Raw genomic sequence first — 20,203 nt, 5'->3', positions numbered from 1 at the left:
GTCAGAGCACTCCCGCGTCGTATCTCGTCTCGCCGGCCATGACAGTGCGCACGACCTGGGCGGTCAGCAGCGATTCGGGACCGTCCGCGAACGGGTCGGCGTCGATGATCGCGAAGTCGGCGGCGAGCCCCGCCTCGAGCCGCCCGCGCGTCGCGCCATCGCCCACGGAGGCGGCAGCATCCCTCGTCGCGTGTCCGAGCGCCTGGGCGAGCGGCAGCGCGAACTGCGGGTGCCGCGGGGCGAACGAGTCGTCGAGGGCGGAGCGGCGAGTCGCCGCGATGTACATGTTGGGAAGGGCCTCGTGGGGCGCCGTGGGCGCATCGGTCGAGAAGGCGAGCAGGGCGCCGGCGTCGACGTACTCGGGCCACGCGAACGCTCGGTCGACGCGCTCGTCGCCGAGCATCGCGGCCCAGTTGTCGAAGATGGCGGGGTCGGCGTGCACGGGCTGCATGGATGCCGTCACCCCGAGTCGCGCCATGCGCTCGGCTGTGCCGGGCGACGCGTACTCGAGGTGCTCGATGCGGTGACGACGCGGGCGGTCGCCGTTCGCCTCGGCGGCGTGCTCGAGCGCGTCGAGGGCGATGCCGCTGGCGAGATCGCCGATCGCGTGCAGCGCGACCTGCAGCCCCGCCGCGTCGGCGGCGGCGACGACCGGCGTGATGTCGGCGAGCGACCAGATGGGTTCAGCGTTCGAGCCGTTGGAATACGGATGCCGCATCGCGGCCGTGCACGCATCGATCACGCCGTCGATCACGAGCTTGATGCCGACGATCCGCAGCCAGGGCGAGCGCACCGTCTCGGCCAGTTCGACGGCCCGGGCGACCTGGCCGAGGTTCGCCGCCTCGTCGCCGGTGTTCTCGACGAACCAGTGGGCGGCGACGCGCACCGGCAGGTGCCCGCCGCGCCGTTCGGCTGCCCGCTGGAACGCCGCGAGCCCGAGGTCGTCGAACGCCATGTCGACCGCTCCGGTGACGCCGGTGGCGGCATAGGCCGCGAGCGTGCGCTCGACCGCGGCGTCGCGGGCGGCGTCATCGGTCTCCGCCGCCAGGAACGCCCACACGTGCGTCTGCGCGGCCGTCTCGTACAGCATGCCGTCGGGCTCGCCGTCGGCGTCGCGGCCGATGCGCCCGCCCAGGGGGTCGGGGGTGTCGCGGGTGATCCCGAGCTCGGCGAGGGCCGCCGAGTTCGCCCAGCACGAGTGGTAGTCGTTGGCGTCGAGGTAGACAGGCACGTCCGCGACCGCGGCGTCGATCATGGCGGCCGTGGGCCTGCCTCCGGGAACCGAGTCGAACAGCCATCCGCGGCCCAGCACGCGTGCGGCGTCGGGCTGCGCCGCCCGTGCGGCACGGAGGCGCTCCTGGATGTCGGCGAGCGTGCGGGCGTCGGTGAGCCCGACGCGCCCCAGGGCCTCGCCCATCATCACGAGGTGCGTGTGAGCGTCGGTGAACCCGGGGAGCAGCAGCCGGCCGCCGAGGTCGACGATGGCGGGATCCGCGCCCGCCGCGGCGCGCGCGCCCTCCGCGTCGCCTGCGAACAAGACCCCGTCCGCGGCGACGACGAGCGCCTCCGCCCAGGGCTCCGCGCCCGCGGTGAAGATGCGTCCTCCGGTGTAGATGGTGGCGGTCATGCGTGGAGCTCCTCGGTCTCCGCCGCAGCGGTCTCGACAGCGGCCCCGGCCGCGGCATCCGATTCCACCCTTGTCGAGATCGTCGCGACGATCGCCGCCGGAATCGCGAGCACGAAGCTCGCCACGCCCAGCACGACGGTGAACCCCTGGTAGCCGAACGCCTCGACGAGCGCCGCGCCGATCACCGGCGTGAGCGCCGACCCGACGAGGTAGACCGCGAGCAGGGGGCCCGACCAGCGGCCGTCCGCGTCGAGGGCGGCCGAGGTGGAGACGAAGTACATGAAGGCGATCGCGTAGATGGTGTTCCAGACGATGAAGAGCGTGATGAACGCCGTCTGGTCGCCTGCGAAGCCGAGCGCGATCTTCAGGGCGCCGCCGGCGACGAGCAGCACCACGAGGGGGACCGCGCGGCCGAGCCGGTTGCCGACGATCATGAGCAGCACGGAGCCCACGAGCCCGCCGGCGGTCGCGCCGCTCAGCGCGAGACCCAAGCCTTCCGGTGTGAGTCCCGCCTGCTCGCCGCCCATGACGCCGGCCATGGCCCACAGGGAGTCCTCGCTCGCCGCCCAGAGCGCGAAGGTGACCAGCAGCGCGAAGCCGGCGATCGTCACGGTGCGCGAGGCGGTGCGCGCGCGAGGGCTGCGTACGGCGCCCGTCTCGGGAACCGTCACCGGCATGGCTTCCGGCACCGCGGCGCCTGCCTGCGGGTCGACGACGGGCGCCACCGGAAGCCAGCCGACCGCGACCAGGCCGATGAGGCAGAACAGTGCGAGCGCGCCGAACACGTCGATCGGAGCGAGGCCGATGACCGGGATCACCGCGAGCACGATGGTGATGACACCGCGGTTCGCGAGGCCGTTGAACCCCGCCACACGGTCCGGGTTGCGGAACGCGGCGAGTGCGGCGCCCGCGGCGGCGACAGCGCAGCCGGCGCCGACGCCGCCGACGAGGAGTCCGGTGATCGCGACGCCCGCCGACGGGGCGAGCGCCGCCGCGGCGAACCCTGCGAGCCCGGCCGCGAGCCCGATGCGCGCGACCATGCGTCGGCGCGCCCCGGCGCACAGCGGCGCGGTCGCGAGGCCGGTGATCGCCGTCGCGAGCAGCGTGGCGGTGACGATCCAGCTCGCGGTGAGCACGTCGACGGCGAACCCGGTCTGCAGGGCGGTGATCATGTAGGGCGAGAGGTTGACGCCGAGGTAGCCGGCGATGCCGATGGCGAAGGTCGCGGCTGCGGTCGGGAACCGCAGGGGCACGCGGGCGGTGAGGTCGTTCATACGGGATCCTTCTGTCGTTTCCTGCACGACGGTGTGCGACACCCGGCCAGCCTGGCCGGTAAACGAACGGTATTCGTTTATTGTTGCACGGGTGTGACGGATCCGGGAAGCCCCGATTACGGCAGACCGCCGAAGCTAGGCTGACCGCGAGGGAGGGAGACGGATGCCGCGTCCTCGCGTGAACCTGCTGTCGGTCGATCTCATCGCCGATGCCGCGATCGAGCTCGCCGACTCCGGCGACACGTTCGGCGTGAACGCCCTCGCCCGCAAGCTCGGGGTCACGCCGTCGTCGCTGTACAACCACGTCGACGGCAAGGACGCCATCATCGAGCTCATGCGCTCGCGGCTCGGCGCGCGGTACTTCCCCGAGCCGGTCACGGGGGACTGGGACGAGATCGTCACAGGAACGGTGCGGGGCCTGCGTCGCCTGTACGCCGATCACCCGCTCATCGTGCCGCTCATCGTCGGCAAGACGATCACCGATCCCGGTGTCATCGGCAGCTACGACAGGCTCGCCACCGCCCTCGTCGATGCGGGCGTGCCCGACGACGAGGTGCTCGCGATCGTGGCCATCGTCGACGCCTACGCGATCGGCTTCGGTCTCGACCTCGCCTCCCCCGACGAGATCTGGCAGCCGACCGTGCCCACGGCGACGCTCGGACGACTGATCACCGATGCCGCGCACGGCGCCGAGCGCAGCGATGCCGCCTTCGAGATCGGTCTGGAGATGCTGGTCGCGTCGCTGCGCCTGCGGCTGCAGAACCGCCGCTGAGCCTCAGTTCGCCGCGTCGACCTTGCGGTGCTTGCGGAACAGCTCCCAGTCGGCCCGCGAGAGGTCGGCGTACGCGTACGCCCACTCCAGGATCGCCTCGCCCGCCACGCGGCCTCCGCCGACGTAGCCCGCGACGGCGGCGGAGGTGGGGGACTGGCCGTGCGCCCGGGCGAGCGTCGCCGCGCACGCATCGGCATACCAGAGGAACGCCGAGTCGTCGAGCTCGTCCATGTCGAATCCGCCCTTCTTGTCGCGGAACTGACGGACATAGAAGTCGCGCTGCGCGCCGTATGTCGTGCGGCGGACGAAGCCGAGGAAGGGGTCCGACACCGACTGCAGGATGCGCTGCATGCCGACCACGCGGCCGCCGTCGCCGTACTGGTCGATGAACCGCGTCACGACGTCCGGCTGCTCGGCCTTCCCGTACTGGATCAGCACGCTCTCGCCCGCCTCCTTGCCCTGCAGGAGCAGCACACCGTCGTCACCGTCCTGCATCGAGATCACGAAGCACCGCGTGCCGACGCTTCCCACCCCCACGACGCGCAGGGCGATGTCCGACATGCGGTACTTCTGCAACAGCGCGCGGATGTCGATGTTGGCCGACTGCACGTACTGGTCGAACACGCTGAGGACCCGCTCCTCCGACTGGGCGTCGATGTGGGTCATCGTCGGCGGCGCTTCGACGAAGACGACCCTGCCCTCCGCGTCGACCTGTGTCATCTTCTTCGCCGCGCGGGCGCCGGTGCGCTTCTCGGCTTCCTTGATCGCGGAGTCGATGGCGGCGCGGGTGTCGTCGTCCACGGCCCGCTCGGCGGCCATGGCGTCGAAGCGGTCGTAGTAACGCTTCAGCGGGCTGCGCTTGGCGCCCGTGCCGATCGCACGCGCATAGACGCGCACCGCGTCCAGCGATGCCTCACGCACCACGGACTCGGCGCGCCCGGTCGACTGCCCGGCGATGACGATGCTGGTGACCAGGCGCTTCACGTCCCACTCCCACGGTGCCCAGGCGGACTCGTCGAAGTCGTTGAGGTCGAACACGAGGGTGCGCTGCGGCGACGCGTACAGGCCGAAGTTCGACACGTGCGCATCGCCGCACGACCCGACGCTCACGCCGCTCGACGGTGAACGCGCCAGGTCGGCGGCCATGAGGGCGGCCGTCCCGCGGTAGAAGGCGAAGGCGCTCGCCGCCATGCGCTCGGTGCGCACCGGCACGAGCTCGGGGACCCGGTCCGCGTCCTGCGCGTCGAGGATCCCCATCGGGTCGCGGTCGTTCGTCGGCAGCTCGGCGAGGGACTCCCGCGGAGTGTGCTCGCGGGCGGCGCGGCCATCGGCGATGTGGTCGGCGTACGACGGCAGAGGGGCCCACGTGCGGCCGATGGGCGAGTCGTCGATCGTAGACATGGGCCCAGTGTGGCACTGAGCGGCACCGGCCCGTAAGAGCGGTACCCTGACGCCGTGACCCGCGCCGCACAGCCCGCTCCACCGCCTGCGATCACGCCGAGCCTGCGCGTGCTGCTGGTGCTCGCAGCCAGCGTGGTGGTGCTCGCGGGCGTGTACTTCGCGCGGAGCCTGATCGGCCCGCTGGCGCTCGCCATCGTCCTCGTCGTGATCTGCGAGCCCATCCGGCGCCCGCTCGAACGGCGCGGCTGGCCGCGCTGGGCGGGCACGACCGCCGTGATCCTGCTCGCGTACCTGGTGCTCGCCGTCATGGGCGTGCTGCTGTGGGTCGCCGGTGTGCAGTTCGCGGGCCTCGTGTCGGACTACCTCGACCAGCTGCGTGGCAGCCTCGACGAGTTCCTCGCATGGCTCCGGTCGGCGGGGCTGGATCAGCAGGCGACGGATGCTGCGGCCTCGGTGCTCGACCCCAAGGCGCTGCTGGGTCTCGTGGGGAGCATCGGCGGCACGGTGATCGGGGTGGTCACGGCCCTGTTCTTCGTCGTGTCGTACATCATCTTCACCGCGGCCGACGCCGCGCGGTACCGCGACGCGGAGCGGGTCTTCGGCGCCGGCCGCCGCCCGGTCCTCGCCCGGATCGGACGCCTCAACACCGGGGTCCGCCGGTACTACGTCGTCAATGCGTCGTTCGGCGCGATCGTCGCGATCATCGACGGCCTCGCGCTGTGGGCCCTCGGCGTTCCCGCGCCGATCGTGTGGGCGGTGCTCGCGTTCGTGACGAACTTCATCCCCAACATCGGGTTCGTGCTCGGCCTCATCCCGCCGGCCGTGCTCGCGTTCGTCGTCGGCGGATGGCCGATGTTCCTCGCGGTCATCGCGATCTACTGCGTCGTCAACGTCGTGCTCCAGGTGCTCGTGCAGCCGAAGTTCGTGAGCGACGCGGTCGACCTCAGTCTCACGCTGAGCTTCTTCTCGGTCGTGTTCTGGACCTTCGTGATCGGCCCGCTCGGTGCGATCCTCTCGATCCCGCTGACGTTGTTCGTGCGGACGCTGGTGCTCGAGGGCGACCCAGGCTCACTATGGCTTCGGTGGCTGTCGGGAGACCGCACGGCCACCCCGGCGTCCGCCGCCCGCGAATCACTCACCGACGCCTGACCGACCTCTCGCCCGCACCCCTCGAGTCCTCCCGGAGCCTTCGATGACCCAGACCTCGCTCGACCGGCCCACCCCCGCCCAGCCCGCCTCGCCTCGCCGGAGCGCGGGAGTCTTCGACGCGTCGAGCGAGCGATCGCTCGAGTCGCTCGCCCTCGGCGTGGGTGCGATCTCGTTCGTCCTCGTCGCCCTCGTCTCCCTGATCGCGTTCCAGTTCCAGGCGGCGCCGATCTCCGGTCCCGGCTCGGTCGGCCAGTTCGCCGCGATCGCCTCGGGTGTCGTCGCCTTCCTGTCCGTGATCGCGGGCCGGTTCGTCGTGCACCGCCATGACGGCGGCTACCGCCTGCGCGTGCTGGACTACGTCGACATCGCGGCACTCGCCTTCGCGCACGGCGTGATCGCGCTGCTCGGGTGGACGCTGCTCGCCGTGATCCTCGAGCAAGCCTTCATCGGCGCGACGGTCTTCGCTCTGCCGGTGCTGCTCCTCGCGGGTGCCACCGCCGCGATGAGCGGCTACATCGCGTTCTACTCGGCCACGCACATGGACCTGCAGCTGCTCGCGGTCGTGCTCGCCGTGTTCCTGGTGTTCGGCGTCCTCGCCAGCATGCTAACCGCGAGCGACCCCAACTGGTGGAAGGACAACCTGAGCGCCCTCGGCATGTCGTCGAATGTCTCGGCCTTCGCGTTCAACATCACGATCATCGTCGCCGGCTTCCTCGTGACGACCCTGGCTCGCTACTCGACGCGCGGCATCCCGACGGCGAACTCGAAGGGCATCGGGCGCGTGCGCGTGACCCTCATCGTGCTCGGCGTGTTCCTCGGCATGGTCGGCGTGTTCCCGGTCGACAGGTTCTTCGCGCTGCACACCGGCGTCGCGTCGGGCATGGTCGCCGCGTTCGGCGTGCTCGTCATCGCGCTTCCGAAGTGGATCACCGGCATCTCGCGGGCCTTCGTCGTGCTCGGCTGGCTCTTCCTCGCCGTCACCCTGCTGCTCGCCGTCTTCTTCTTCATCGGCTACTACACGCTGACCGCGGTCGAACTCGTGGCGGGCATCCTCGTGTTCACGTGGATCGTGCTGTTCATCCGCAACGCGGCGGCGCTGCAGCAGGACTCGCGGCAGCCGGCCTCAGCGCACTGAGGCCGGCTGCCCCCACGGGAGGCGGGCGGGCGGGCGCTCGCGCGCGAGGTCGTCGGGCGTGATGAGCATCTCGCGCGCCCGCGTCACGACCAGCCATGCAGGCAGCACGATGATGCAGAGCATCGGCAGCACCGTGATGTCGTCCACGAGCGCGACGGCGACGAAGAGGGCGACCCAACCGTCGCGCGCGATCGCCAGCACGACACCGAGGATGCCGCAGGCGACGGCGAGCGAGAGCGGAAGGCCGGGCAGGAGCGCCCCGCCCAGCAGGCCCGCCGCCACGCCGAGGAAGACCGCGGGGAAGATGCGGCCGCCCCGGAACCCCGCCGAGGCCGCCACGACGAGCGCCGCGAGCTTGACGAGCAGGATGACGCTGAGCTGCCCTGGCGGGTAGGCGCTGGGGTCGGCGAGCAGTTGTGCGCTCTGGTCCAGGCCTTTGAACAAGGTGATCGGACCACCGATCGCGCCGAGGGCTCCCAGCAGGATCCCCCCGAGCGCCGTGAACAGCAGCGGGTGCCGCAGCGCGTGAAAGGCGCGGTGCACGAGCGGGAACAGATAGATGCCGACGAGACCGAACGCGGCCGCGGCGCACGCGACCAGCGCGCCCTGCAGCAGGTCGAACGGCTGCGGCGCACCGTACTGATCGAACGGCGACTGAGCTCCGAAGCCGCCGCCGAGCAGGTAGGTCGTGACCGAGCCCGCCCCGGCGGCGACGAGCGGGAGGAAGAGCTTGTCCCACAGGGAGCCGCCCATCTTGAACTCGCCGACCATTCCGGTGAAGACGAGCGCCGCCGCGACGGGTGTACCGAAAAGCGCACCGATCGTCGCCGAGATGGCCAGCGCCCCGATGAGGGCGGGAGGCACCGCTTTCGAGATCCGGGCCACGATGGCGACGGCGAGCGACACGTTGATGGCGACGATCGGGTTCTCCGGCCCGAGGCTCACGCCACCCGCGAGGCTCAGCATGACCACCACGGCCAGGCCGGGAAGCACGGACAGCGGCAGAGGGGTGGCCGCGAGCTCGGTGGTGGCCGAGTCCGGACCGGCGTGCCCGGGCACGAGCCACACCACGAGCCCGACCGCGATTCCCGTGAAGGTGAGGACGGCGAAGATCCACCACGGCGAATCGGAAGCGATCCCCAGCGACTTCGGCAGGCTCGTCCAGAGACCGTCTTCGAGCTGGCCGGCGATCTGGTTGAGGCCCCAGAGGCTGACGGCCGAGAGCACGCCGATGAGGATCGCCGGGATCGACAGCAGCATCAGCCGGCGGACGGTGAGCTGCGGTCCCGGCGGCGTGGCCGGTGCGGGCGAGGGGGCGGAGGGGCCGGGCATGGGCACACGATATCGGCAGGGGGTCACCACCGCGAGGATCGCGCGCGACACGATCCCGCACCGTGGGGCGCGTCCACGCGCACCGCGGAGCGGCATGCGCCATGATTCGGCTGTGGACGAGCACACCTGGCACAAGCGGACCCAGACTCCGCTGATCATCGCGAGTCTCGCGTACCTCGTGGCCTATTCGTGGCGCGTGATCGGGGACCTGCAAGGAGCCGCCTGGACCATCGCCACAGTCGTGGTGCTCGTCACCTGGGCGATGTTCATCGCCGACTACCTCGTGCGTCTCAGCCTTGCCGACAACAAGCGGCTGTGGTTCCGCAGGCATCTGCCCGCCCTGGCGTTCGCTCTGGTTCCGGTGCTGCGGCTCGTCCGCCTGCTGCGGTTCCTGACGCACATCCCGGGGATGAAGACGACGGCCGGCGGAGTGCTGCGCACGCAGATCCTCGTCTACGGCGTGGGCGCATCGCTGATCTTGATCTACATCGCGTCACTTGCCGTGCTCGAGGCCGAGCGCCACGCGCCCGGCGCCAACATCACGACGTTCGACATCGCGATCTGGTGGTCGTGCGTGACCGTCACGACGACCGGCTATGGCGACTACACGCCCGTCACCGGTTCCGGCCGATGGGTCGGCGTCGGGCTCATGTTCGGCGGGGTCGCGCTGGCCGGGGTGATCACGGCGACGCTTGCATCGTGGGTGCTCGAGCGTGCGGCCCGCGACCACGACGACGAGGAGCCCGCGACGCGCGCGCAGCTGCGCGCGCTGATCGAGAGGATCGACGCGCTCGCCCTGCCCGCCGGCCCCGTCGGCGGTGCACCTGGCGCCCCGCCTGGGGACGACGTGTCGAGCGACATCGGTGGCCAGGATCCTCTCGCGCGGTCTGACGCGGACGAATCGCCCGGCTCGCCGGGGGCCCCGCGGTCGGAGCGGCACGCGGGGGGTCTCGGCGACGGCGGCGACGACCGCCCCGGCGGCTGAATCGGGGCATTCCGGCGGGGTGCAGCATCCGTCCCGTCACATGCAAGAAGGCCGCGTCCCCGAGCGGGGAGCGCGGCCTTCTCGACGGTGTGCGTCAGGAGAGCAGCTTGGCCTTCGCGGCCGAGAACTCCTCGTCCGACAGGATGCCCTGAGCGTGCAGCTGCGCCAGCTGCGTGATCTTGGCCATCAGGTCGTCCTCAGCGGGCGCAGCCGCCGGCGCGGGCGCCTGCGCGTTGGCGACGGCCTGCGCCGCCGCCTGGTCCATGGCCGCCTGCTGTGCCTGGGCCTCGTAGGCCTGTTGCTGCGACTGGTCGTAGTACTTCTGCTGCTGGTGGCGCGCGACGCTGCCCGAGACGGCCGTCGCCGTGCCGGCGACGACAGCGGTGCGGGCGGCCATGCCGATCAGGCCGGGACGGCCCATTCTTCCGAGTGGCATGTGTCTCTCCTCCTTCAGTCCGCGTTCTCGGCGAGGAACGCGTTGACGATCGGTGCCGGGATGCCTTCGCGGGCGATGACGGCGCCGCCGGCGTCGTAGAGCGCGGCGGCGAACGACTTCGCCCACAGGAGCTCGACGACGAGGATCGCGGCCGAAGAACCCGGCTCGAGGTTCTCGGCGAGGTACAGGATGTCGTCCTGGCTCGCGAGTCCGGCGAGGTCGAGGGCGGGAGCGCCGTCGTCGATCGTGTCGGAGAGCTCGAGCACCTCGATCTCGCCCTCGGGCGAGCGGCGCGCGAACACGAGGTCGAGCACGTTCACCGTACCGGCGGCGACGAGGTCGTCGATCGCCTGGAGCACTGCGGGACCGGGCCGGTCGCCCTCGAACCCGATCGCGTAGAACTCGATCGGGCCGTAGTCGAAGGTCGTCATGTCTTCTCCTGTTCCGGTGCCGGCTTAGGCTGCCAGCGCCTTGGCCTTGAGCGCGTCGAATTCGGCCTGCGAGATCGCGCCAGAGTCGAGCAGCGACTTGGCCTTCGCGATGTCATCGGTCGCGCTGGAGCCGCCGGAGCCTGCCGTCTGGCGGATGTAGGCGTCCTGTGCGGCGCGAAGCTCCTGCGCCTGGGCGATGGAGCGCTTCTGCATGCCGCTGCCGCGCGCGATCAGGTAGACCAGCGCGGTGAGGAACGGGACGAAGATCAGGAACAGGATCCAGATGGCCTTCAGCCAGCCGTTGAGCGAGTCGTCGCGGAACAGGTCGCCGATGATCGAGAACAGCACCATCAGGTACGCGACGAAGACGAAGATCCAGAAGAACCAGAGGATGAAGTCCCAGATACCGCCACCCATGTCACACCAGCTTCCTCGACGGGACGAGCCGTCGGAATCGATTGTCGAAGGGATCGATTACATCGTGGTCATCCCCTGGCAGAACCGTACTACCTAAACGCGGCAGACGAGCAAGGAAAATCCGTGCCGCGTGGGACTGTTCCCGCGGCGTTCACAGGCCCCATCATTGGGGCATGACCGACCCCGTCGAATCTGCCTCGTCGTCCGTGTCCGCCGACGAGGTCGTCGCGGTGGAGCAGGAGCGCCCCCGTCGCTTCGCCAAGGTGCTGACCGGCCTCGACCATCCGCTCGCAACGGGGTTCCTTGTCACCATCGGCGTGCTCGGCGCGCTGGTGCTCGGCTCGGCGATCGGGTCGATCTCGACGATCCTGGTCTACATCATCCTGGCGATGTTCCTCGCGGTCGGGCTGGACCCGATCGTGCGCATGCTGGAGCGCCACAAGGTCAAGCGCGGCGCCGGCATCGCGATCGTCTTCGGCGGCTTCGCGCTGGTGATGGTGGCGTTCTTCGTCTTCGTGCTGCCGCCGGTCATCGCCCAGATCGTGCAGCTGGTGCAGGCGATCCCCGAGCTCGTCGAGAACATCCCGCAATCCGAGTGGTTCGCGCGGCTCGCCCCCGACGCTCAGGTCGCGGTGCTCGGCGCCCTCGAGCAGATCGCCGAGTGGATCTCGGCGCCGTCGACCCTCGCGGCCCTCGGCGGCGGTGTGCTGGCGGTCGGCGTCGGGTTCGTCGCGGCGATCTCGGCGAGCTTCGTCGTCATCGCGCTGACGCTGTACTTCCTCGCGTCGCTGACCGCCGCCAAGCGCGCCTTCTACGACCTCGCTCCGGCGCACAGCCGCGTGCGCCTCGCCGACCTGACCGAGCGGATCACGGACTCCGTCGGCAGCGCCCTCATCGGGTCGGTCATCCTCTCGTCGATCAACGCGGCCGTGGTCTTCGTCCTGCACGTCGTGATCCAGCTGCCGTTCCCTGCGCTCATGGCCGTCATCGCATTCGTGGTGACGCTGATCCCGCTGTTCGGCTCGGTGATCTTCTGGATCTTCGCGTCGATCATCGCGCTGTTCACGAGCCCGACGCAGGCGCTGATCTTCTTCATCGCGTACCTCGTCTACATCCAGATCGAGTCCTACGTCGTGAGCCCGCGCGTGATGAACAAGGCGATCGAGATCCCCGCCGCCCTCGTCCTCATCGGCGCCCTCGCCGGCGGCGCGCTCGCCGGCATCGTCGGCGTCCTGGTGGCCCTGCCCGTGATGGCATCGATCCTGCTGATCATCCGCGAGGTCGTGGTGCCACGGCAGAACCTCAAGGTCTAGCGGGTCCTCTGCGGATGGGGGACGGATGCCTCGGGCCGAGGCATCCGTCTTCACATCTCGTGTGCGCCGCGCATCCTGTGTGGCGCGCAGCCCTTCCCCCTCCTCAATTGAGGAGCGCTGCCGAGTCGAGGACCGCACAGGGACGGATGCTCCGCATCTCGGCGCATCCTCGTTCGAGGAAGCGGATTTGAGTCCCCGGCCCGCGGTGCGACGTTCCGCCGCTCCCCGGCCCGCGGTGCGACGTTCCGCCGCTCCGGCGGCCGCGCGCGATCGTCCTCAATCGAGGAGCGACGCCGAGTGGAGGATCGTCGGCCCCGGAAGACTCCGCATCTGGGTGCAGCTCCTCAACTGAGGAGCTCGCTCGTCAGTGCGCCGGGGCACGGCCCTGCTGACGGCGCCGAGCCGCGGTGGGATCCCGGCCTCAGCGAGCGAGGTGCAGTCCCTGGGCGACGGCGTTCATCACGAGCTGCTGGACAGAGGGCCAGTCATCCATGACCTGGGTGTAGCCGACGCGGATCACGTGGTAGCCGCGGAGCATGAGCTCGGCATCATGTCGGTTGTCGGACTCGCGCTGGGGGCCGACATGGTGGCCACCGTCGATCTGCAGAACAAGCCGGTCGCCGATGAGGAAGTCGACACGATGGCCGTGAAGCCAGATCTGGTGGAGGATCCGCAGCCGGAGCCAGCGCAGCCGTCGCGGCACGATGGTCTCGAGCCCCGAGTCGGCGAAGGGCGTCGCCTCGGAGAGGATGTCGCGGGCACGGCCAGGCAGTCTGAGGCGCGCGAGCACGTCGCGGTCGACCAGGCCCTTGTTGAGCGCAGACTCCCACACGGCAAGAGCGTGTTCGAAGGGTTGACACTGCGCGACCGCCACGAGGGTGTTCTCGATCCCGTCTTCGAGCACATGCGGCGTGCGAGCGACGACGGGTACGAACCAGTGGGTGATCGCTTTCGGACGTCCTGTGCTCTGCTCCAGTTCCGGCCGCACGCCTCCAGAGCTCGGCGGAGCGCAGACGTGCGGCCGTGCAGTGTCGCCGTGCACCCACAATCCGAGCCGTTGAGCCCGCGTGATGCACCCCAGAACGACTCCTGCGCGTGCGGCGGCGACCAGCTGCGGATCCGCGCCTGGCAGCGCCAGCCAGATCGGCGGATTCGCGAGAGAGACCCTTCTGCGACCGCATCGGCCAGATCTCTTTTGTTGGTGTCCCTGCCGAGGAGGGCTGACTGGCGGGCGATCCCGTTCTGCGCCTGCAGCCGCTGCATCCACGCCGGCTCCGAAGTCCCTGTCCTCATCGATTCAGGGTGGATGCCTCGCGCCGTGGACTCACCGCGCCGACGGCGATCCGGTGAGAACCGCCGCTATGTGCGCCCTGGGGAGGAGGTGAAATCGAGCGGTGACTGACGCCCACGCCTGCTCCTCAACTGAGGATTTCTGCCGAGATGAGGACGGGATCGGCGAGAGTCGACCTCATCTCGGCCATGGTCCTCAAATGAGGAGAAGGTGACGCCGCCGGCGTACACACGAGAAGGGACGGATGCCTCGGGCCGAGGCATCCGTCCCCGGAAACCTCAGTTGAGGGCAGAGGTGAGGCGCATCAGGCCGTCGAGGAACGTGGCCTTGGCGGGCTCGCGGCGCCACTCCTCGAGGGTGAGCTCGCGGCCGGCGTCGCGGTAGGCCTGCTCGACCTCGCGCATGCCGGCGACGAAGGACTCGCCGCGGACCATGAGGGAGACCTCGCTGTTGAGGCTGAACGAGCGGATGTCCATGTTGCTCGAGCCGATGACGGCGATGTCGTCGTCGATCGAGAAGTGCTTCGAGTGCAGGATGAACGGCTCCGGGTACAGGAAGATCCGCACGCCCGCCTCGAGGAGCACCTGGTAGTACGACCGCTGCGCGTGCCACACCATGAACTGGTCGCCGATCTCGGACACGAACAGCTGCACCTCGAGGCCGCGCTGACAGGCGCTCGTGATGGCGTAGACCATCGCCTCGTCGGGCACGAAGTACGGGCTCGTCAAGATGACCTTCTCGGTCGCGCCGTAGATGAGCGACAGGAACAGCCGCAGGTTGTTCTCGGTGTCGTAGCCCGGTCCGCTCGGGATGACCTGGCACTGCAGCGCATCGGGCGCCGTGGACACCGGCAGCTGCGCCGCCGGCACGTGGGCCGTCTGCGACAGATCCTCGCCGGTCTCGATGAGCCAGTCCGACAGGAAGACGGTGTTGACGGATGCCACGACCGGGCCGGTCAGCCGTGTCATGAGCTCCTGCCACTTGAGGCCGCGCTTGATGTTCTTGGGCGAGTCGTAATGCCGTGCGATGAGGTTCTGCGAGCCCATGAACGCGACGCGTCCGTCGACCACGACGATCTTGCGGTGGTTGCGCAGGTCGGGGCGCTGGTACTTGCCCTTGAAGGGTTCGACCGGGAGCATCCACGCCCATTTCACGCCGATGCGGTCGAGCTCGGCCAGCATCTTGTCGCTGTCGGCCACCTTCTTGGTCGCCACGTAGTCGGCCAGCAGGCGCACGGTGACGCCGCGGGCGACAGCACGCTCCATCGCCGCGAAGAATCCGCGGGTGGTGTCGTCCCATCCGACGATGAAGAACTCGATGTGCACGAAGTCCTTCGCCGTGTCGACCTCGGCGGCCATCGTGTCGATCGACTCCTGGTAGTGCGGCAGGAGCGTCGCCTCGTTGCCCGACGAGGCGGGAAGCGCCGTCAAGTTCTGGTTCTGCTGCACCACGCGCTGGAACCACCGCGGCCACGAGGCATCCGTCTCGTCCAGCGCGCCTGCGGCCACCCGGCTGCGGATGATCTCGTCGATGTGCGCCTGTTCGGCACGTCTCTTCTGCGGTAGCCGGTAGTTGCCGATGACGAGATAGAGCACCACCCCGACGCCGGGGAGGACGACGATGAGCAGGATCCACGCCATCGCCGCCGTGGGCTTTCGCCCGCGCGGGATGACGATGAGCGCGGTGACGACGATCGCGGCGTGCACCAGCACGGCGAGCGACCAGGACAGGTTGGCGAAGAAGAGAGACCCCACGAGAGCAGTGTGGCACCGCCGGACGCGGCAGCGCGTCGTTCGAAGCGCGTGATTCCGCGGCGCGTCGCGGATGTCGCGTCTCGCGCTTCGCCTCGCGCCTCTCGGGTGCGCGGTGTGCGCTGACGTCCTGAAACGCGGAGGTGGACGGATGCCTCATGGTTTCACCGTGGTGAGCGTGCGCGACGACTGGTCCGAGGTCTTCCCGCCGGCGGAGTGAGGGTCAGCGGGCCGGCGTGCGGGCCGCGCTCGGCGCGTTTCGTCTCGCTCAACGAGCGGGGAGTGGAGACTGGGTCAGCGGGCCGGCGTGCGGGCCGCGTTCGGCGCGTTTCGTCTCGCTTCGCTCGCTCGACGAGCGGGGAGCGGGGACTGGGTCAGGCGTCGGAGGCGCAGCGGAAGCCGATGTGCGACATGCCGGTGTCCTCGGCCTGAGGGGAGCGCGCGGCGGGTCGGAAACGCAGGCAGTAGTCGGGCGAGCACAGGTGCGAGCCGCCTTTGAGCACGCGGCGCGGGATCGACGGGAAGCCGTCCTGCGCGCTCGCCGCGGCGAGCAGGTTCGCGCGCCTGCCGGCGTCGACCGGCTTGTCCGACAGGCGCAGGTGGCGAGGCGTGTAGTAGTCGGTCGTCCACTCCCACACGTTGCCGGTCATGTCGTAGAGCCCGTAGCCGTTGGGCTCGTACGAGCCGACGGGTGCGGCATCCCCGACGCCCTGGTTGTCGTAGGGGAAGCGGCCGAGCCACGAGTTCGCCTGCGCGACGCCGCCCGGGTAGGGCTCGTCGCCCCACGCGAACCGCGCGCCCTCGAGCCCGCCGCGCGCGGCGTACTCGTGCTCGGCCTCGGTGGGCAGGCGCAGCCCGGCCCATTCGGCATACGCGGTCGCATCCTCGAAGGCGACGTGGACGACCGGATGCTGCAGCCGCTCGTCGATCGAAGACTCGGGTCCGAACGGCCGGCGCCAGAACGCGCCCGGCTGCCAGCGCCACCAGTTGCGCCAGTCACGGAGGTCGACGGGGCCCGGAGTCGGAGTGAACACCATCGCGCCCGGGACGAGGTCGGCGGGATCCGCGCCCTCGAACGCGGCCGGGTCGAGCTCGCGCTCGGCGACCGTCACGTAGCCGGTGTCGTCGACGAACACGGCGTACTGCGCGTTGGTGACGGCGTACCTGTCGATGCGGAACGGTCCGATCCTGCGCTCGTGCACGGGCTGCTCGTCGGGGTAGAACTCGTCCGACCCCATGCGGAACACGCCGCCGTCGAGGAGCACTTGGTCGTGGGTCGCCGCCGTCACCGCTCCACCGTAGCCCGGCGCGGAGTCAGAACGACCCGATGCCCTTGCCGATGAGCGAGACGCCGATGACCAGCAGCAGCACCGCCATGATGACCGCGTTCTCCTTGCCGAGCCATACGCGCAGCGCGTCGAGCGGCCCGCGGAGCCTCTCGGCGGCGATGAGGTAGCCGACCACCGGAACGAGGACGGTGGATGCTGCGATCAGCGTGAACACCGCGATCACGAGCACGATCGACCCGACCTCGAGCCCCGCCGACCCGATGTCGACGCCGGCCGCGGCGGCCATCAGGAGGTTCTTCGGGTTGATCGCCGAGAGGAGGAAGCCGAGGCCCAACGCGACGGGAAGGCTGACCTTGTCGATCGCCTGCATCCAGGTCGGCATCTGGGGCTCCTCGCCCGCCTTGGGCCGGCCACGCCACTGGCGGAGCGAGAGCAGGAGCAGCCCCGCGCCGAGGAGCAGCTGGATGACGCCCTGGATCGGCTTCGAGGCATCCGCGTCCTGCGCGGGGAGGATCGACGAGAGCAGCGTGAACACCGTCACCGCGACCACGATGCCCAGCACCCAGCCGAGCAGGAAGCCGACGCTCGTGACCCGCGCCTTCGGCGACAGCAGCATGAGGATCGCCGCGATGATCGGGATCGGGCTGATCGCCACACCGAGGGCGAGGGGAAGGATCTCTCCGATGACGGCGCCCATGGGCGTCCTCCTGGGGTCGTCGAACGATATCGGCGTGGCTACCGTATCGGGCGTTCGCCGTCAGGCGCCGTTGATCCGGTCGCGCCACTCCAGGAGCGCCTTCACCGGCGCGAGGTCGTAGTCGGGTCCGTCGATCGCCGGGACGATCAGCCGGAAGCCGAGGTCGTACAGGCGGGACGCGGCATCCGCGTCCTCGAGCAGCGGGCCGAATCCGCGCACGGTGTAGCCGGTCGACAGCTCGATGCCGGCGGGGTCGCGGCCTTCCCGCTCGCACCAGTCGTGGAGCACGCCGATCTTGCGGGGGAGGTCGTCGAGTTTCGTGAAGGTGTGCCAGATGTCGGCGTGCCGAGCCACGAGTCGCAGCGTCTTGCGCTCGCCTTGACCGCCGATGAGGATCGGGATCCGCCGTGTGGGCGGAGGGTTCAGGCGCTCCCAGCGGGCGCGCACGCGCGGGAGGTCCTCGGCGAGGTCGTCGAGCCGCGAGCCGACGGTGCCGAACTCGTAGCCGTACGCGTCGTAGTCGGGCTGCGCCCACCCCGAGCCGGTGCCGAAGATGAGCCGCCCCGTCCCGGTGGCGCGGGCGCTGATGTGGTCGACGGTGCGCGCCATGTCGGCCTGCAGATCGGGGTTGCGGTACGAGCTGCAGTTGACGAGCGGGCCGAACTCGACGCGCTCGGTCTGCTCGGCCATCGCGGCGAGCACAGTCCACGCCTCGAAATGGGCGGCGTCGAACGGCTCGGTGAGCGCGAAGAAGTGGTCCCAGTTGAAGACGACGTCGACGCCGAGCTCCTCCGCGCGCAGCACGGCATCACGATAGGCGGTGTACGACCCGTGCTGCGGCGCGAGCTGCACGCCGATCCGCAACGGACGATGGTCTGCGGGATGCCTCGACGAAGTCACGTCGAAGAGCCTCTCAGTTCTTCGGCTCGATGCGGAGCACCTCGGGCGACTCGCCGACCGTCAGGTCGTCCACGACACGGAGCGTGCGCGCGAGGTCGTCGACGCTGCCGATCACGGTGCCGAAGCGCTCGCGATCGGAGCAGACGGCGGTGACGGTGACGAAGTGCGTGCCGGTGTCCCACGTGTAGGTGGCGAACGGAGGGGTGCGCTGATCGGAGGGGAGCGCCATCTCGAGCTTCTCGCCGACGCCGAGGTACGGATTGCGGAAGCTCTCGGTGTCGTCGTACTCCATCGGCATCATGGCGCGAGCGGCACGGAGGTCGTTCGTGGCCTGCTGCACCTGCGCCATCACGACGACGAGCTCGGCATCGGCCTTCCAGACCCACACCAGCACGCGTCCCGCGGCCTTGCGCATGAGGAACGGTGCGGCCTGGCTCATCGCCCAGGCGGCGAAGCCGTTCCCGGAGCGCGGCTGCCCGCTCGCGGCGCCCGACGACTCGATCGGCGTCGCGCCCGCAGGGCCGATCATCAAGCCGCCCGCCTGATTCAGCAGCATCCGTATCGCGGTCTTGCGGTGACGGCGCCCGCGGAAGCCGAGCGATTCGGTCACGGGCACCCAGAGGTTCGGGTCGGCGTCGGCCTGCAGGCGGGGCATGCGACCAGGGTACGTGCCTCCACTGGCGCGTTCCTGGGGAGCCCCCGGAAAGCCCTCGGGTAGGGTGGAGGGCGCGTGGCGCCAGCCGCTGCCGCGCGTCCCCCGCCGCACAGACAGGCCCCCAACCCGTGACCGATCCTGCGACGCCCGACGACACCCCCGCCGACGCCGCGAGTCCTCGCGCACTGACGATCCTCTACGGCGCCGACACGTTCCTCCCGCACGTGAACGGCGCCGCCCGCTTCGCGGAGCGCCTCGCCGCCGGCATGGTCGCGCGCGGCCACGAGGTGCACGTGATGGCACCGAGCAAGACGCACCGCGAGCACGGCACCTTCACCGAGGTGATCGAGGGGCAGCCGATGACGATGCACCGGCTGCCGTCGTGGCGCTGGTACCCGCACGACTGGCTCACCTTCGTCATGCCGTTCATGTCGAAGCACTATGCGCGCCGCGTCCTCGACGAGGTCAAGCCCGACGTGGTGCACATCCAGTCGCACATCGTGATCGGCCGTGGCCTCACGCGGGAGGCGCGCAAGCGCGGCATCCCGGTCGTCGCGACCAACCACGTCATGGCGGAGAACGTGCTCGACTTCACCGTGCTGCCGCCGTCGTGGACGCAGTACGCGGTCAAGCTCGCGTGGGAGGACGCCGAGCGTACGTTCAAGATGACGCGCGCGGTCACGACCCCGACGCGCAAGGCCGCCGAGTTCCTCGAGCGCACGATCGACATCGACGGCGTCATCCCGGTCAGCTGCGGCATCGACGCGTCGAATTACACGGCCGACCTCACGCCCCGTGGCGCGCACCGTCTGGTGTTCGTGGGGCGCCTCACGACCGAGAAGCAGATCGACGTCGTGCTGCGCGCCATCGCGAAGCTCGACCCGGCGCTCGACGTGCGCTTCGACATCGTGGGCTCGGGCGATCAGCGCCGCAACCTCGAGCAGCTCGTCACCGAGCTGGGGCTCGGCGACCGCGTCTTCTTCCACGGCCACACGACGGACGAGGAGCTGCGGGCTCTGCTCACCGACGCGAGCCTCTTCGTGATCGCCTCGATCGCCGAGCTGCAGTCGATCGCGACCATGGAGGCGATGGCGTCGGGACTGCCGATCGTCGCCGCCGACGCGGTCGCGCTTCCCCACCTCGTCCACGACGGCGAGAACGGGTATCTGTTCCGCCCCGGAGACGTCGACGACCTCGCCGCCAAGCTCACGACGGTGCTGACGCAGTCGCCCGAGGAGCGCATGCGCATGCAGCGGTGCTCGCTCGAAGGCGTCAAGGTGCACGACATGAAGCGCACGCTCGACACCTTCGAGGCCCTGTACCGCGACGAGCCGCTGCCAGAGTAGGC

At 70.0% G+C, this 20,203-nt stretch carries 19 protein-coding genes; 6 read left to right on the top strand and 13 right to left on the bottom strand.

All coding sequences use genetic code 11. The features are described 5' to 3' along the window. Position 1: 1 nt before the first annotated feature. Positions 2-1,627: an amidohydrolase gene (locus RS82_RS11085; RefSeq protein ID WP_045299375.1), complete on the bottom strand. Its 1,626-nt coding sequence runs from the start codon at positions 1,625-1,627 to the stop codon at positions 2-4. After that, positions 1,624-2,901, bottom strand: a complete 1,278-nt coding sequence (locus RS82_RS11080; protein WP_045299373.1) for an MFS transporter — start codon at positions 2,899-2,901, stop codon at positions 1,624-1,626. Before RS82_RS11080 ends, RS82_RS11085 begins: the two co-directional genes overlap by 4 nt. Before the next feature lie 163 nt (positions 2,902-3,064). Between RS82_RS11080 and RS82_RS11075 the strand changes: the two genes are divergently transcribed. Next, positions 3,065-3,673 carry a TetR/AcrR family transcriptional regulator gene (locus RS82_RS11075; protein ID WP_045299372.1) on the top strand — a complete coding sequence of 203 codons (609 nt, stop codon included), beginning with the start codon at positions 3,065-3,067 and terminating at the stop codon, positions 3,671-3,673. A gap of 3 nt (positions 3,674-3,676) precedes the next feature. On the opposite strand, the gene RS82_RS11070 is transcribed toward RS82_RS11075, so the two are convergent. Next, complete coding sequence (locus RS82_RS11070) at positions 3,677-5,074, bottom strand: DUF2252 domain-containing protein (RefSeq protein ID WP_045299368.1); 1,398 nt, start codon at positions 5,072-5,074, stop codon at positions 3,677-3,679. A 54-nt stretch (positions 5,075-5,128) separates the two neighbouring features. On the opposite strand from RS82_RS11070, the gene RS82_RS11065 reads away from it, so the two are divergent. Together RS82_RS11065 and RS82_RS11060 are read left to right on the top strand one after the other, a co-directional pair. Next, positions 5,129-6,223 (top strand): AI-2E family transporter, encoded by a 1,095-nt coding sequence (locus tag RS82_RS11065; RefSeq protein ID WP_045299366.1) that lies wholly within the window; start codon positions 5,129-5,131, stop codon positions 6,221-6,223. A gap of 43 nt (positions 6,224-6,266) precedes the next feature. Beyond that, entirely contained in the window at positions 6,267-7,358 is a 1,092-nt protein-coding gene (locus tag RS82_RS11060; protein ID WP_045299364.1) for a DUF998 domain-containing protein, read from the top strand. Here RS82_RS11060 and RS82_RS11055 read toward each other — a convergent pair. Continuing rightward, positions 7,347-8,690: an ion channel protein gene (locus RS82_RS11055; RefSeq protein WP_045299362.1), complete on the bottom strand. Its 1,344-nt coding sequence runs from the start codon at positions 8,688-8,690 to the stop codon at positions 7,347-7,349. The two genes, RS82_RS11060 and RS82_RS11055, sit on opposite strands and share 12 nt — an antisense overlap. 112 nt (positions 8,691-8,802) lie before the next feature. Here RS82_RS11055 and RS82_RS11050 point away from each other — a divergent pair, with 112 nt between their 5' ends. Then, positions 8,803-9,675 carry a potassium channel family protein gene (locus RS82_RS11050; RefSeq protein WP_045299360.1) on the top strand — a complete coding sequence of 291 codons (873 nt, stop codon included), beginning with the start codon at positions 8,803-8,805 and terminating at the stop codon, positions 9,673-9,675. A gap of 94 nt (positions 9,676-9,769) precedes the next feature. Here RS82_RS11050 and RS82_RS11045 read toward each other — a convergent pair whose 3' ends face one another. The 3 genes from RS82_RS11045 to RS82_RS11035 are packed head-to-tail and all read right to left on the bottom strand — an operon-like array spanning position 9,770 to position 10,959. Next, positions 9,770-10,096 carry an SHOCT domain-containing protein gene (locus tag RS82_RS11045; RefSeq protein WP_045299358.1) on the bottom strand — a complete coding sequence of 109 codons (327 nt, stop codon included), beginning with the start codon at positions 10,094-10,096 and terminating at the stop codon, positions 9,770-9,772. A gap of 29 nt (positions 10,097-10,125) precedes the next feature. Then, the gene (locus tag RS82_RS11040) at positions 10,126-10,542 is read right to left on the bottom strand and encodes a DUF6325 family protein (protein ID WP_045299356.1); all 417 of its coding nucleotides are present in this window, start codon (positions 10,540-10,542) and stop codon (positions 10,126-10,128) included. A gap of 24 nt (positions 10,543-10,566) precedes the next feature. Further along, complete coding sequence (locus RS82_RS11035; RefSeq protein ID WP_045299354.1) at positions 10,567-10,959, bottom strand: SHOCT domain-containing protein; 393 nt, start codon at positions 10,957-10,959, stop codon at positions 10,567-10,569. Between the two features lie 173 nt (positions 10,960-11,132). Between RS82_RS11035 and RS82_RS11030 the strand changes: the two genes are divergently transcribed. Beyond that, positions 11,133-12,272, top strand: a complete 1,140-nt coding sequence (locus tag RS82_RS11030) for an AI-2E family transporter (protein WP_084695584.1) — start codon at positions 11,133-11,135, stop codon at positions 12,270-12,272. 421 nt (positions 12,273-12,693) lie between these two features. On the opposite strand, the gene RS82_RS11025 is transcribed toward RS82_RS11030, so the two are convergent. The 6 genes from RS82_RS11025 to RS82_RS11000 form a co-directional block, all read right to left on the bottom strand. Continuing rightward, a complete protein-coding gene (locus RS82_RS11025; RefSeq protein ID WP_245619584.1) occupies positions 12,694-13,104 on the bottom strand; it encodes an endonuclease domain-containing protein in 411 nt (136 codons plus the stop codon). 737 nt (positions 13,105-13,841) lie between these two features. Continuing rightward, positions 13,842-15,317, bottom strand: a complete 1,476-nt coding sequence (gene cls, locus RS82_RS11020; RefSeq protein WP_045299352.1) for a cardiolipin synthase — start codon at positions 15,315-15,317, stop codon at positions 13,842-13,844. 371 nt (positions 15,318-15,688) lie between these two features. Continuing rightward, the gene (locus RS82_RS11015; protein WP_084695582.1) at positions 15,689-16,603 is read right to left on the bottom strand and encodes a formylglycine-generating enzyme family protein; all 915 of its coding nucleotides are present in this window, start codon (positions 16,601-16,603) and stop codon (positions 15,689-15,691) included. A 25-nt stretch (positions 16,604-16,628) separates the two neighbouring features. Continuing rightward, complete coding sequence (locus RS82_RS11010) at positions 16,629-17,300, bottom strand: GAP family protein (protein ID WP_045299350.1); 672 nt, start codon at positions 17,298-17,300, stop codon at positions 16,629-16,631. A 60-nt stretch (positions 17,301-17,360) separates the two neighbouring features. Continuing rightward, complete coding sequence (locus tag RS82_RS11005) at positions 17,361-18,200, bottom strand: LLM class F420-dependent oxidoreductase (RefSeq protein WP_045299348.1); 840 nt, start codon at positions 18,198-18,200, stop codon at positions 17,361-17,363. A gap of 13 nt (positions 18,201-18,213) precedes the next feature. Further along, positions 18,214-18,855 carry a hypothetical protein gene (locus RS82_RS11000; protein ID WP_045299346.1) on the bottom strand — a complete coding sequence of 214 codons (642 nt, stop codon included), beginning with the start codon at positions 18,853-18,855 and terminating at the stop codon, positions 18,214-18,216. Positions 18,856-18,983: 128 nt separating this feature from the next. On the opposite strand from RS82_RS11000, the gene RS82_RS10995 reads away from it, so the two are divergent. Continuing rightward, a complete protein-coding gene (locus RS82_RS10995; RefSeq protein ID WP_045299344.1) occupies positions 18,984-20,201 on the top strand; it encodes a glycosyltransferase in 1,218 nt (405 codons plus the stop codon). Positions 20,202-20,203: the final 2 nt, after the last annotated feature.

The sequence above is a fragment of the Microbacterium trichothecenolyticum genome, from assembly GCF_000956465.1.
Lineage (GTDB): Bacteria > Actinomycetota > Actinomycetes > Actinomycetales > Microbacteriaceae > Microbacterium > Microbacterium trichothecenolyticum.
Note: the sequence above shows the minus strand (reverse complement) of the source record. Positions and strands in the feature narration are given on the sequence as shown.

What these genes read in the sequence shown, in the direction of transcription:
- RS82_RS11085 (WP_045299375.1), bottom strand. Translation starts at nt 1,627, where the DNA reads ATGACCGCCACCATCTACACCGGAGGACGCATCTTCACCGCGGGCGCG.
- RS82_RS11080 (WP_045299373.1), bottom strand. Translation starts at nt 2,901, where the DNA reads ATGAACGACCTCACCGCCCGCGTGCCCCTGCGGTTCCCGACCGCAGCC.
- RS82_RS11075 (WP_045299372.1), top strand. Translation starts at nt 3,065, where the DNA reads ATGCCGCGTCCTCGCGTGAACCTGCTGTCGGTCGATCTCATCGCCGAT.
- RS82_RS11070 (WP_045299368.1), bottom strand. Translation starts at nt 5,074, where the DNA reads ATGTCTACGATCGACGACTCGCCCATCGGCCGCACGTGGGCCCCTCTG.
- RS82_RS11060 (WP_045299364.1), top strand. Translation starts at nt 6,267, where the DNA reads ATGACCCAGACCTCGCTCGACCGGCCCACCCCCGCCCAGCCCGCCTCG.
- RS82_RS11055 (WP_045299362.1), bottom strand. Translation starts at nt 8,690, where the DNA reads ATGCCCGGCCCCTCCGCCCCCTCGCCCGCACCGGCCACGCCGCCGGGA.
- RS82_RS11045 (WP_045299358.1), bottom strand. Translation starts at nt 10,096, where the DNA reads ATGGGCCGTCCCGGCCTGATCGGCATGGCCGCCCGCACCGCTGTCGTC.
- RS82_RS11040 (WP_045299356.1), bottom strand. Translation starts at nt 10,542, where the DNA reads ATGACGACCTTCGACTACGGCCCGATCGAGTTCTACGCGATCGGGTTC.
- RS82_RS11035 (WP_045299354.1), bottom strand. Translation starts at nt 10,959, where the DNA reads ATGGGTGGCGGTATCTGGGACTTCATCCTCTGGTTCTTCTGGATCTTC.
- RS82_RS11030 (WP_084695584.1), top strand. Translation starts at nt 11,133, where the DNA reads ATGACCGACCCCGTCGAATCTGCCTCGTCGTCCGTGTCCGCCGACGAG.
- RS82_RS11010 (WP_045299350.1), bottom strand. Translation starts at nt 17,300, where the DNA reads ATGGGCGCCGTCATCGGAGAGATCCTTCCCCTCGCCCTCGGTGTGGCG.
- RS82_RS11000 (WP_045299346.1), bottom strand. Translation starts at nt 18,855, where the DNA reads ATGCCCCGCCTGCAGGCCGACGCCGACCCGAACCTCTGGGTGCCCGTG.